This window comes from Pseudomonas sp. NFACC56-3 (assembly GCF_900100025.1).
Taxonomy (GTDB): domain Bacteria; phylum Pseudomonadota; class Gammaproteobacteria; order Pseudomonadales; family Pseudomonadaceae; genus Aquipseudomonas; species Aquipseudomonas fluorescens_AA.
In genome coordinates, this window is the sequence record NZ_FMTK01000005.1 from 257,306 (window position 1) to 270,081 (window position 12,776).

Sequence of the window (12,776 nt, forward strand, 5' to 3'; positions counted from 1 at the left end):
ACAAATCCTGTGGGAGCGGGCTTGCTCGCGAAGACGGCGGCACATACAGCATAGTCCTACCAGACAGACCGCTTTCGCGAGCAAGCCCGCTCCCACACAGGCCTCCTTACTTTCTTGGGGGAGGTCTTAAAGCCCCACATCCGGCAACGCCGGCCGATTGGCCATGGCCTTGGCCATGATCTGCTCCACATACACCCGGTCCGCTTCCGGCAGGGCCAGGCGCGGTGGGCGGGTGAGGGCGCTGCCGCGGCCGGCGATGGCTTCGCACAGCTTGATGCATTGCACCAGATCGGCGCGGGCGTCCAGATGCAGGATCGGCATCAACCATTCGTAGATCGGCATCGCTTCGGCGAACCGTCCGGCGCGGGCCAGGCGGAAAATGGTCTCGCCTTCCTTCGGGAACACGTTGGACATGCCCGAGACCCAACCTTCGGCGCCCACGGCAAGGCTTTCCAGCACCACGTCATCGAGGCCTGCGAACAGCACAAAGCGATCGCCGACTTCGTTGCGCACGTCGATGAAGCGCCGGGTATCGCCGGAGGAATCCTTGAAGCACACCACGTTGTCGCAATCGGCCAGGGAAATCAGGATGTCCGGGGTCACGTCATTCTTGTAGATCGGCGGGTTGTTATAGACCATCAGCGGCACATCGGCGTGACGGGCCACGTAGCGGAAATGCTCGGCGGTCTCGAAGGGTTTGGAGCCGTAGACCAGCGCAGGCATCAGCATCACCCCGTCGACCCCCACCTTGCGCACCGCGTTGGCGACCTTGGCGGCCTGCACACTGGTGAACTCGGCCACGCCGCAAATCACTGGCACGCGGCCGCGGGAGGCGTCCACCGCCACTTCGGTCACGGCGATTTTTTCCTCGGCGCTCAGGGACGTGTTTTCCCCCACCGACCCACAGACCACCAGGCCGGAAACGCCGTCCCGAATGACGTTGGAAATCACTTGGTGGGTTTTTTCCAGGTTGATGGAAAAGTCATCGTTGAATTGCGTGGTGACGGCAGGGAACACGCCGCTCCAGTTGATGCGTTTGCTCATGGTTGTCTCCGGTGGTTAATGGTATTTCGTATACGCAGATAAAGTTGAGTCGAATACAGAGCTCTTGTGGCGAGGGAGCTTGCTCCCGCTGGGCTGCGAAGCGGCCCCAATAACTATCTGGCAACTTGGTGTGTCAGGTAAATCCAGAGGGCCGCTTCGCGCCCCAGCGGGAGCAAGCTCCCTCGCCACAGGGGTGTGTGCAAGTTGAAAGATCATGCGCCAGGCCAGGTGTCTGAAAGCCGATAGCCCTGCGGCCACGGGTCGGCCGGGTCGAGCAACAGCTGATGGGTCCCGGTGATCCACGCCCGTCCGGCGATGCACGGGTAAATCGCCGGGCGTCCCGCCACGTCGGTCAGTGAGTCGATGCGGCAGTGGAATTCGGAGCCGATGATCGAGCGGCCGATAAACCGCTCGCCCACCTGCATCAAGCCCTTGGCGTGCAACACCGCCATGCGTGCCGAGCAGCCGGTGCCGGTGGGGGAGCGGTCGATCTTGCCGGGCTGGATCACCACGGCGTTGGCGCCAGTGGCGATGCCATTCTCCTGGACGATGGGCGCGGCGATCTGGCAGAACGAGATGTGCGACCAGTCAGGATTCAACGGGTGCACGAAGCCCAGTTGTTCGTTGGCGGCGCGGGTGATCTTCAAGCCCACGGCCACCAGCTCGGCGGCCTCGTCGGGGCGAATGGCAAAGCCCAGGCGTTGGGCGTCGACGATGACAAAGCTGTCGCCGCCATAAGCGGTGTCCACCTGCAGGGAGCCCAGGCCTTCGACTTCGATCCAGGCATCGAGGCGGTCGGCGAAGGAGGGCACGTTCTTGATCTCGACCCGTTGCACCTTGCCGTCGCGGCAGTCGGCCACCGCTTCGATCAGGCCGCCCGGCGCTTCCAGCACCAGGCGGGTCTGGGGTTCGGTCATCGGCAGGATGCCGCTGTCCAGCAACACGGTGGCCACGCACAGCGAGTTGGAGCCGGACATCGGCGGCGTGTCGGCCGGTTCCATGATGATCCAGGCCATCTGCGCCCGCGGGTCCTTGGCTGGCATCAGCAGGTTGACGTGACGGAACACACCGCCACGGGGTTCGTTGAGGACGAAGTTGCGCAGGGTCTGGTCCTGGGCGATCCAGCGTGACTGCTCCCACACCGTGGCACCGGGGGGTGGTGCGACACCGCCGACGATCACATCGCCGACTTCGCCTTCGGCGTGGCAACTGACTACATGGATGATTTTTGATGAGCGCATGGATCAAATCCTTTGTTGTCTGGTCGGGCCTCATCGCGAGCAAGCTCGCTCCCACATTGAAATGCGTTCCCCTGTGGGAGCGAGCTTGCTCGCGATAGGGCCATCCGTTATTTCACCGACTTGAGAAACGCCGCCGTCTCGGGCTGCATCGGGTTGCCGATCACTTGGTCCGGCGGGCCGATTTCATGGACCCGCCCATTGCAGAAGAACGCCACGCGGTCGGACACGTCCCGGGCGAAGCGGATCTCGTGGGTCACCAGCACCATGGTCATGCCGTCTTCGGCGAGCATGCGCATGGTGTCCAGCACTTCGCCCACCAGTTGCGGGTCCAGGGCCGAGGTGGCTTCGTCGAAGAGCATGTAGTCCGGCGACATGGCCAGGGCCCGGGCGATGGCCATGCGTTGTTGCTGGCCGCCGGAAAGCTTGCCGGGGAAGGCCTTGAGCTTGTCCCCCAGGCCCACATGTTCAAGCTGCTTCACCGCCAGCGCCTCGGCGTCCTGCCGGCTCTTGCCCAGCACCTTGCGCGGCGCCAGCATGACGTTCTCCAACACGGTCAGGTGAGGGAAGGCGTTCCATTGCTGGAAGACGATGCCGATCTTCTGCCGCAAGCGATTGAGATCAGTGGCCCGGTCGTGAACCTCGATGCCGTCCACGCGGATGCTGCCTTTCTGGATGGGCTCCAGGCCGTTGATGCACATCAGCAGGGTCGACTTGCCAGAGCCGGAACCGCCGATGATCGACACCACTTCGCCCTTGTCCACCGTCAGGCTCACACCCTTGACCACTTCCAGGGCGCCGAAGGCTTTATGCACGTTTTCGATCTCAATCATTTTCCTGCCACCTTCTTTCCAGGCGTGCGCCGAGGCGGGCGACCACCAGGCTCATGACGTAGTAAATGAGGCCCGCGATGCACAGCACCAGCAGGGGTTCCTGAATGCGCGTGACGATGGTTTGCGACGCCCGCAGCAATTCGACGATGCCGATCCACATCACCAGCGCGGAGTCCTTCATCACGCCCAGCACCAGGTTCAACCAGCCGGGAAAGGCCACCCGCGTGGCAATCGGCAGGACGATGAAGCGCAGGTCCTGCACATAGCTCAGGCCCAGCGACCGGCTGGCCCGGCGGGTGCTCAACGGCACCGCCAGCACGCCACCGCGCACGATCTCGGTGAAGTACGCCGCGGCGTAGACCCCGAGCACGATGCAGCCGACGGCAAAGGCGCTGAGGTTCAGGCCGGCGATGCTCTTGAGGGAGTTGAACAGCACGAACTGGATCAGCAGCGGCACGCTGCGAAACACGTCCAGCAGCCAGGCCAGTGGCAGGCTGGCCCGCGGCAACAGCGCCCGCAACAGGCCGAACAGCAACCCGGCGAAGGTGCCCAGCAGGATCGACCACACGGTCAGTTGCAGCGTGACCCAGGCCCCCTCGAGCAAATACAGCAGGTCGTTGACGCTGAGGCTTGTAGAAAACATGACCCACCCTCCTCAGTAACGAAACAAGCGCCAGGACAATAGTCGGGCCAACCCGACGATCAGCTTGGCGATCAGGTAATACAGCACCGCCGCGAGGGCGAAGTATTCGAAGGTGCGAAAGGTCTTGACGTTGTATTCCTGGGTGACACCGGTGAGGTCGTTGTTCAGGCCGACCACCACCCCCAGGGACGTCATCAGCACCGCCCAGACCATCTGGTTGGTCAGCGGGTAGAAGACGATGCGCAACAGTTGCGGGACGATGATCATCCGGTAGGCCTGGAAGGCACTCATCCCCAACGAACGGGCGGCGCGCATTTGCGTACCGGGCACGGCCTGGAGGCCGCCGCGAAAGTTTTCCGCCAGGTAGCCGGCGTTGTTGAAGGTAATCCCGGCCAGCAAGGCCAGCCAGGAACTGACGTGCAGCCCGAGGGAGCCGAGGCCGAAGTAGAGGATGTAGATCTGGAACAGCGAGGGCGTGTTGCGGGCGATGGACACCCAGCCATTGCCCACGCCCCGCAGCAAGCGATTCGGGGCCTGGCGCATCACCGTCAGCACCAGGGCGATCAGCACGCCGAAAATCATCGACAGCGCGGCGGTCTCGAAGGTCACCCAGGCCCCGGCGAGCATGTCGGGCAGGGCGCGCAAGGCCGGGCGCCATTGGAACGTGTAGTCAAACATCGCTGGAGTCCCCCGTGCGAAGGGTCGATTGCAGCCACACCGGTGGTTGGCCGCTGGCGGCGGCGGTGCACGCGGCCTCGACGCAATCGGCGAGGGCGGCAAAGTGCACCCCGCGACCGACCAGGCCGGGTGCGTAGTGGGCGTATTTACCGGAGTTGGTCATCAGGGTGGTGGCGTGGGGCGGAATCACCGGCTCACCCAACATGCACCAACAGGTGTCGGTCACCAGCACCGCGCCAAAGGCTTCGATGGCGGTCAGATACCCGGCTTTGCGGGCCTGCTCCAGCACCGCCCGGCCGCAGGTGATCGCCAGCACCACGTAGGGATGCTTGACCCGGCCCGCGCACAAGGTCGCTAGGGCGGCGAATTCGCTGAGGGAGAAATGCGGATTGCCCAGGGACACCACGTCCACCCAGTTATCCCGGGCGCTGTTGAGTTCGCGCCAACTGGCAAGCAGGCCCGCGGCATCGACGCTTTCCTGTGGCAACGCGACGTCACGCTCCAGGACATCGTCCGGATCGAGGGCTTCCGGTGTCACCCCGGCGATGTGGAACAGCGGCGCGGCGCTGGTGGTGGCGAACGCGGCGCCGAAGGCCTTGAGGTCGTCCAGGCTCGGTGCGGCGCGTTCCAGGCCGCGTATCAGCGGAATACGCCGGCCGGCCAGGCTACCGATGTGGTAGCCCAGCAGCGGATAGAAACTGTCATCGACCTTGCCCAGCGCCGGCACATCGACGATCAGCCGGGCCTTGCGCGGATCGTCGAGATGGCAGCCGGTCAACGGCGCCCGCCCGCAAAGGGCGATGCAGATGTCGAGGAAGTCCGGGTACTTTTGCGTGCGCGCACCCAACACGCTGTTGGCATAGACCACCGCGTTGGATTCGGCCCAGACGATTTGCTCGCCAGCCTTTGGCGCGGTGTCCAGCAGATAGGGGGCGCAGGTGAAACTCAGCTGGGCGCCCATCGCCATGTAGGCGTCGCCCAGGGCACTGGCCGGCTCGCCCAGGGCCGGTTCGACGCCCAGCTCGCGCCAGCGACGCTGGTCCACGGAGATGGCATTGAGGGTGGTGGGTACACGGACTTTCGCGCCCCACTGCACCAGTTGTTCGGCAAAGCGCAGGCTGGCGGGACCGGTGTAGATGCAGCCGTCGATGTGGGCCTGGGTCACGTCCAGCAGTTGCGTGGCGCCCTGGATCTCGGCCATGCGCAGCACGATGTGCATCGCCACTTGGGCGGCCTTGCCATGGCTGCCGTCGAGCAATGCCCGGTCTTGTTCGGTCAGCGCCAGGGTTGAGAAAGTGGGCGGCTGCGACGCCGCGTACGAACCTTGCCAGCCGTCGTCGAGGGGCCGGCCAGACAATGTCAGGACATCGCCTTCCAGACGGACAAAACCCTGGCCGCGCAGACCATTGAAGGCCTCGTGCCCCACGCACAACACCGGCAGCGAACGCTGGAAAATCACCTGCGCCACCAGCACGCCCAGGGTCAGGATTTCATCGGCTTCGGCCAGCACCAGGGCTGCGGGGGCGTGGCCGTTGCTGATCAGCTCCATCAAGACGCTGCTGCCGGTGCAGGAGCCGCGTCCGCTGGGAATCGCCAATACGCGCCCGGCCAGGTGCTGGCCACTCAAGGGATGGTGCCGGTCGATGACCTCGCCACTGGCTGGATCGACTCCACCCCAGAAACTCAGCCCCACCTCGGCGAACAGCAGGGCGCCCTGGGCGGCACCCTCCACCAGGCTGCGGCCTTTCACACGGACAGGCGTGCTTGGCATGCGCCGATCCTCAGTAGTAGACCTGGGGAACGGTCAGGTTGGCCGGCGGAATGTCGGTGCCGACCCATTTGACGAACAGCTCCTTGTAGCGGCCCGTGCGCACCTGCTGGTTGACGAACAGGTTGAGGTAGTTGAGCAGACCGTACTCGCTGCGCTTGGCGCCGAGGGATACGTAGTCGATGACGTAGGGCGCGTCACCGGCGATCTTCAGGCCCTTGTACTTGCCCGACTTGATGGTCGCGGCGGCCACGGTGTTGGTCACCACGGTGGCATCGATGTGCCCCTGGGCGACGGCCAGCAGGGTGTCGTTCTGCGACTGGTAGGCGCGGAAGCTGCCGCTGCCCCAGCTCTTCTGGTCCTTCTCCAGGGCGATGGCTTCGTAGGTGCTACTGGTGTTACCCAAGGCCTTGCCCTTGAGGTCGGCGTAGCTGTTGATGCCGGTGTTGTCGCGGGTCAGCACCACCATCTGGAAGGCGAAGTAGGGCACGGTCAGGCCGACGGTCTTGGCTCGCTCCAAGGTGTCGGAAGTGGAGGCGACGATGACGTCGGCGCGGCCCGACAGCAGCGCAGGGATTCGGTCGGAGAACGGCGTTTCCACCACTTCGGCGTCTACGCCGAGGACCTTCGCCAGGTCTTGGCAATAGTCCACGTCGAATCCCGCCGGTTTGTTGCTTTCGTCGCGAAAGCCCATGGGCGGGAAGTCCAGGGTCACGGCGCAGCGCAGTTTGCCGGAACCGATGATGTCGTCGAGTTTGTCGGCGTGGGCCGGGGCGATGAAAAGCGGGGTGAGGACAACGCTGAGGGCTACGGCCAATGCAGGGTTTTTCATAAATGCCTCGCTGTCGAATAAATGCGGTGAGCTATCGTATTGAGGATTTCGTATACGATATTAGATAAGCAATCGGCATGCCTGTTTCGGGTTGAGCCGCAGTAATTGTGTTGAAGGACTGACCTAGAGGCTTTCCCGGCTGGCGGGGGCACATAGAGGCAGGGTGCTGCGTTGGCCCGTGGTGTTACAGATGGGAGCAACCACGGAACCCGACGCCCCATCAGGGAACAAGGATCAGTGCTGATTCTCGCGATACTGGCTGGGGGACAGGCTGGTCAGGGCGCGGAACTGGCGACTGAAGGCGCTGTGATCGGTGTAACCGCAGCGCAGGGCGATCTCGGTGATCGGCAGGTCCTGGTCGAGCAACAACCGCGAGGCTTCCTCCAGCCTGGCCTTGTGAATCATCTGCCGCGGTGTGAGTTGGAAGATGCGCTTGCAGTGGCGTTCCAGTTGCGCCACCGACAATTCGGCGATGGCGGTCAGCTCGGCAAGGCTGATGGGGCGGGCGAAGTGCTGCTTGATATGGGCGTCCACCGCCGCCAGTTTGTGAAACGCCGGATGGCTCGATTGCGGCAGTTGCAAATCGCGGGAAATGCCGGCCAGGCCGACGATCCGGCCATCCGGATCGTGCAGGGCGAGCTTGTGGGTCAGGCACCATACGGGCTGGTTGCCGTAATACAAATGCAGTTCGAGCTGGTCGGCCAACTCCCGCCCGCTGGCCAGCACCCGGCGATCCTGTTCGGTGTACAGCGGGCCGAAGCGTTCGGGGAACACCTGGTCGGCGGTGAGGCCGAGCAGGTCGCCGCGGTGTTTGAAACCGCAACGCCGGGCCAGGGTCTGGTTGACGAAGGCGTAGCGGGCCTGCGGGTCCTTGATGAAAAACACCACGTCCGCGAGGGTGTCCAGCAGCGGGGCGATGGGCTGCAGGCTGCGCAACAGGGTGTCGAGGTCGCAAGGGGCTAGGGAGGTGAGCGAGGGGTACATGGTCTGGATTCTGAGAGGACGCAGAGATCATAGAGCCGAAACCCTTGAGGCAGGAAGGTCTGGAACCAACTCGGTCTACTGTGGGAGCGGGCTTGCTCGCGAAAGCGTCGGCACATTCAAAATCGTTGCAAGCCGAGCCACCGCTTTCGCGAGCAAGCCCGCTCCCACAATAGAATCTCAGTCCGGTTCAGGTGGGCGGGGTTTCTGCCAGGTTCAGCAAGGTCTCGATCCGCGCCGGGCTGAAGGGCGGGCGCGGGAGGGGTGGGGTCCAGCCGAACAGGTGTTCCAGGGCGGCGCCGCATACTCGGCCCTGGCAGGCGCCCATGCCGCAGCGGCTGGCCAGTTTCGCTTCGCGCCAGTTGCCATGGCCGGCCAGTTCGCCATACGGCACGTCCTCGCAGCGGCAGACCAGGGTGTCCGCCGTGGCCAGGGTCTTGAGGCGTGGATCGAGGGCGAAGGCCGTGTTCAAGGCCCGGGCGAAACCCCGCCAACGTGCGCGACGGGGCCACAGCTGTTGGGCGGCGCCGCTGTTGCCGACGGCGGCATGGCCGGCGATGGCGCCTTCCACCAGCGCCAGTTCGCTGCCGCCGAAACCGGTGCACTCACCGGCGGCGTAATGTTCGCGGCGAGAGGTCGCTTGCCACGCGTCCACCGCCAGCGCCTGTTCTTCGACCGCGCAGCCCAGGGCCTGGCCCAGCTGGGTATTGGGAATGAGCCCGAAACCGCAGGCGAGCCGATCGCAGGCCAATTCAATCGTCTCGCCTTGCTGTTGCAGGCGCACGCCCTCCAGCCGGTCCCGGCCAAGCGCTTCCACCACATGGGTATCGGTGCGGTAGTGCCGGTCGAACAGGCTGAACGATTGGAAAAACTTCCCCGGCCAGCGTGGCAACTGCGCGGCGAAACCGGCTACGGCGCCGCGACGGGCCTGCTCGGCGATGCGTACCACCTGGGCGCCCTGATGTTTTGCCGTGGCGGCGCTGGCCAGCAGCAAGGGGCCGCTACCGGCGATGACCAGCCGTTCGCCGCGCACGGGCAAGCCGCCCTTGATCAACGCCTGCAACCCGCCGGCGCCGGTCACGCCGGGCAGTGTCCAGCCGGGAAACGGCAGCAGCAACTCACGGGCACCCGTGCAGAGGATCAAGCGCTCGTAGCTGATCTGCCAGCCGCGCTCGGCGTCTTCCACCAGCAAGGTTTTATCCGCCGCGCAGGCGATCACGCGAGTACCGGCATGGCAGCGTACGTTGGCGCAGGTGTGCAGTTGATCGCGCAGGCGTCGGGCGGCGGCGGGCAGGTTGGCCTGGGGGCCGTCGCGCCAGATCTGGCCGCCGGGCAGCGGGTTGTCGTCCAGCAGCACGATGCGTGCACCGCTGCTTGCCGCGGCGAGGGCAGCGGCCATGCCCGCGGGGCCGGCGCCGATGATCAGCAGGTCGGTGGTTTCGTTCATGGTCGGGTCTGCACATGCATGCCATCGAGGCACAAGGTCTGGCAGGCCAGGCGGCGACGGCCATCGATCAACACCCGGCACTCCTGGCAGATGCCCATGCCGCACAAGGGCGCCCGTCGCTGGCCGCTGACTGAGGTGCGGCTGCAACCGTCCGCGCCCAGCGCCAATGCCGCCGCGACGCTGGTGCCGTTGGCAACCGAGAACGGGCGGCCATCGAGGAATAGATCAGGCATAGGAACAATCCCCCAGGGATAAATGGATATCAGCGCCAAACGCCCATCCCGTGGCGAGGGAACTTGCTCCCGCTGGGGCGCGCAGCGGCCCCGACAACGATCTGACAACTCGGTGTGTCAGGCCAATCCAGGGGACTGCTGCGCAGTCCAGCGGGAGCAAGCTCCCTCGCCACAAGGACTTGTGTCGGGCTTCAGGCATGGGCGGGTTCTCCCAGGAAACGCTGCGGCAGGTAAGGCTGCGCGGGCAGCGGCGAGGTTTCGTTGAACAGCTGCGCCACCAGCAAGTCGGCCGTCGCGGGCGCCGTGGTGACCCCCAGGCCTTCGTGACCGACCGCCAGCCACAGCCCCTTGCGTTGCGGATGTTGACCCACCAGCGGCAAACCGTCGGGGCTCGCTGCGCGAAAACCGGTCCAGGCCCTGATGCCGTTCAGATGCGCCAACCCAGGCATGTATTCGACGGCGCGCTTGAGCATCTTCGCCAGCATCCAGCCTTCCACCTGCGGATCGACGGTGCCGAACTGCCGTGAGGCGCCGATGAACAATTGTCCGGTCGGGCGTGGTTGGATATTGCACGCCACCGACGGCCCGCTGGCGTTATGGGCGCTGGTGACGTAGCCCAGTTCCACCAGGGTGTGAGTGACGGTGGCGGGGTAGCGGTCGGTGATCAGCAGGTGGCCCTTCTTCGGTTCGATCGGCAGTTCCGGGCATAACTCGGTGGCCTGGATGCCATTGGCGAGGACCACCGCGTCGGCGCTCAGCCAGCGACCGTCGCCGAGGCGCACGCGGTGACCGTCGACTTCGCTGACCTGTGCCCGTTGCTGGCGAATGTCAGGCGCGTCCAGCATCCAGCGGGCGGCCGCCGGAGCGTAGAGGATGCCGTCGCCCTTGATCAGCAGCCCGCCTTCCAACCCTTGGCGTAGCTCGGGTTCACGCTGACGCAGAGCGGCTTGGCCGATCAATTCACAGGCTTCGCCATGGGCCAGCAGGTTCAGGTATTTGCTCTGGGCCACGGCCATTTCTTCGGCATTGGCCGCCAGCCACAAGGTGCCGTTGTTGCGCCAGGCACAACCCTCGGGCAGGGCCGGGGCCAGTTCGCGCCAGCGTTGCAGGGAGTATTGACTGAGGGCCAGTTCCGCCGGGTTGTCATCCAGCACCAGCAGATGCCCCATGCCGGCCGCCGTGGCGCCGTGCCAACCGGCGTCCAGCACCAGCACGTTGACGTTGCGCCGGGCCAATGCCTGGGCACAGGCCGCGCCAATGATGCCCGCGCCGATGACGATCACGTCGGCGACATGGCCCTGGCTCACGGACGAATGCCCCAAGCGAACGGATCGTCCGCGTCGATGATCAGAGTGGTTTCGGCGCTGATGTAGGCGCGACCGCGAATGGTTGGCACGATGCGCTCGCCCGAGCGTTCGTAGGAACCTTCGAACTCGCTGCCAATGACACTGGCCTGGCGCCAGATCTGCCCGGGCTGCAGTTTTCCATCGGCCGCCAGGCACGCCAGTTTGGCGCTGGTACCGGTGCCGCAAGGGGAGCGGTCATAGGCCTTGCCCGGGCAGAGCACGAAGTTGCGGCTGTCGGCTTGCGGGTCATCGGCAAACAGTTCGATATGGTCGATCAGGCCGCCGTCCTCGCCGCGAAAACCCTGCTGCTCCAAGGCTTGCTGTACGGCGTAGGTGTAGGCGGTCAATGCGTCGAGGTTGTCGCCGGCCACGCGCTGGCCATGTTCGGCGATCAGGAAAAACCAGTTGCCGCCCCAGGCCACATCGCCCACCACCTGGCCGATGCCGGGCACTTCCAGGGCCAGTGCCTTGCGGTAACGGTAGGCCGGCACGTTGCGCACGCTGACCGAGCGGTCTTCGTGCAAGGTTGCCTGTACCGTGCCCACCGGGGTTTCGATGCTGTGCACGCCGGGGCCGATCCTGCCCAGGTGGGCCAGTGACGCCACCAGGCCGATGGTGCCGTGGCCGCACATACCCAGGTAGCCGCTGTTGTTGAAAAAGATCACGCCGGCACAGGCGCTTGGATCCACCGGCTCGCAGAGCAGCGCTCCCACCAGCACATCGCTGCCCCGGGGTTCCAGCACGCAGGCGGTGCGCCACGCGTCATGCTCGCTGGCCAGGCGTTGCTTGCGCTCGGCCATGCTGCCCTGGCCCAGGTCAGGAAAACCGTCGGTGACCAGTCGGGTCGGTTCGCCGCCGGTATGGGAATCGATCACGGTGATGCGTTTCATGGGAGGGCCACGTCCGTTCAGATGAGTGACGGCAAGCGTGGCCCGCGCCCAGGGGCGACGGCTTGATGGTTTTATCTGTCGTCGATGACGAAATCGGCACAGCGTTGGCCCATCAATGGGTGGAAGGCAGGAACTTGAACAAGGTCTCGCAGACCCCGGCAATGTGTTCGTCCAGCAGCGCCACGGCCCGCTCGACATCACCGGCGCGACAGGCCTTGATGATTTCCCGGTGCTCGTGATCGGCTCGGTCCTTACCGGCCGAAAGGCTCATCTGCATGCGCAAATATCGCTCCAGCTTGTCGTGGACCGAGCGAATCAGGCTCACCATGAACGGCCGTTGCGCCGGTTCGTAGAGACAGGCGTGCAGTTGCCAGTTCAGTTCGGCCCAACGCCCGACGTCGTCTTCACCGACGAACTCCCGGCAGATGCTTTCGGCGCGGGCGAAGGTGTCTTCGGTCATGTTGGGAATCGCCAGGCGCAGCACTTTGTCTTCCAAGAGCATGCGCACCTCGAACATCTGCGCCAGCTCCGCCTCGGAAATGCGCGTCACCATCGCCCCGCGATTGCGCTGGAACATCACCAGGCCTTCGGCCTCCAGACGCTTGAGGGCCTCGCGCACGGGGATCTTGCTGACGTTGAACTGGCGGGCGATGTCATCCTGGCGAATCGGCTCGTCCTCGGCAAAATGCCCAGCCACGATGGCATCGCGCAGGTGGCGGGTGATGATTTCCGAGGTGGAAGGGGTGTTGCCCAGGTCAGGCAGGTTGAACTTGGATAAAGTCACGGCGGCAGATCGTTCGGCTTAGGTGGGGATATGGTATACGACTTTGCCGAGCGCAGTGT

The 12,776-nt window shown here is 64.8% G+C and carries 13 protein-coding genes; all 13 read right to left on the bottom strand.

Annotated features, from left to right (window positions below):
* Positions 1–126: 126 nt before the first annotated feature.
* Positions 127–1,044 (bottom strand): dihydrodipicolinate synthase family protein, encoded by a 918-nt coding sequence (locus tag BLO80_RS10330; protein ID WP_092252247.1) that lies wholly within the window; start codon positions 1,042–1,044, stop codon positions 127–129.
* A 212-nt stretch (positions 1,045–1,256) separates the two neighbouring features.
* Positions 1,257–2,285: a trans-3-hydroxy-L-proline dehydratase gene (locus BLO80_RS10335; RefSeq protein ID WP_092327856.1), complete on the bottom strand. Its 1,029-nt coding sequence runs from the start codon at positions 2,283–2,285 to the stop codon at positions 1,257–1,259.
* Positions 2,286–2,392: 107 nt separating this feature from the next.
* Positions 2,393–3,115, bottom strand: coding sequence for an amino acid ABC transporter ATP-binding protein (locus tag BLO80_RS10340; RefSeq protein WP_092327858.1), 723 nt, complete (start codon positions 3,113–3,115; stop codon positions 2,393–2,395).
* On the bottom strand, positions 3,108–3,758 hold the full coding sequence (locus tag BLO80_RS10345; protein WP_092327860.1) for an amino acid ABC transporter permease: 651 nt from the start codon (positions 3,756–3,758) through the stop codon (positions 3,108–3,110). Before BLO80_RS10345 ends, BLO80_RS10340 begins: the two co-directional genes overlap by 8 nt.
* Positions 3,759–3,770: 12 nt before the next feature.
* The gene (locus BLO80_RS10350) at positions 3,771–4,436 is read right to left on the bottom strand and encodes an amino acid ABC transporter permease (protein WP_092327861.1); all 666 of its coding nucleotides are present in this window, start codon (positions 4,434–4,436) and stop codon (positions 3,771–3,773) included.
* The gene (locus tag BLO80_RS10355) at positions 4,429–6,207 is read right to left on the bottom strand and encodes a cis-3-hydroxy-L-proline dehydratase (RefSeq protein WP_092327863.1); all 1,779 of its coding nucleotides are present in this window, start codon (positions 6,205–6,207) and stop codon (positions 4,429–4,431) included. Before BLO80_RS10355 ends, BLO80_RS10350 begins: the two co-directional genes overlap by 8 nt.
* 10 nt (positions 6,208–6,217) lie before the next feature.
* Positions 6,218–7,036, bottom strand: coding sequence for an ABC transporter substrate-binding protein (locus BLO80_RS10360; protein WP_072404405.1), 819 nt, complete (start codon positions 7,034–7,036; stop codon positions 6,218–6,220).
* 234 nt (positions 7,037–7,270) lie between these two features.
* Entirely contained in the window at positions 7,271–8,020 is a 750-nt protein-coding gene (locus BLO80_RS10365) for an AraC family transcriptional regulator (RefSeq protein ID WP_092327864.1), read from the bottom strand.
* Positions 8,021–8,207: 187 nt separating this feature from the next.
* Positions 8,208–9,464, bottom strand: coding sequence for an NAD(P)/FAD-dependent oxidoreductase (locus BLO80_RS10370; protein WP_092327866.1), 1,257 nt, complete (start codon positions 9,462–9,464; stop codon positions 8,208–8,210).
* Entirely contained in the window at positions 9,461–9,697 is a 237-nt protein-coding gene (locus tag BLO80_RS10375) for a 2Fe-2S iron-sulfur cluster-binding protein (RefSeq protein WP_092327867.1), read from the bottom strand. Before BLO80_RS10375 ends, BLO80_RS10370 begins: the two co-directional genes overlap by 4 nt.
* A gap of 191 nt (positions 9,698–9,888) precedes the next feature.
* Complete coding sequence (locus tag BLO80_RS10380; RefSeq protein ID WP_092327937.1) at positions 9,889–11,004, bottom strand: NAD(P)/FAD-dependent oxidoreductase; 1,116 nt, start codon at positions 11,002–11,004, stop codon at positions 9,889–9,891.
* A complete protein-coding gene (locus tag BLO80_RS10385; protein WP_092327869.1) occupies positions 11,001–11,933 on the bottom strand; it encodes a 4-hydroxyproline epimerase in 933 nt (310 codons plus the stop codon). The genes BLO80_RS10380 and BLO80_RS10385 overlap by 4 nt, the downstream gene beginning before the upstream one ends.
* 112 nt (positions 11,934–12,045) lie before the next feature.
* Entirely contained in the window at positions 12,046–12,717 is a 672-nt protein-coding gene (locus BLO80_RS10390) for a GntR family transcriptional regulator (protein ID WP_092327870.1), read from the bottom strand.
* Positions 12,718–12,776: the final 59 nt, after the last annotated feature.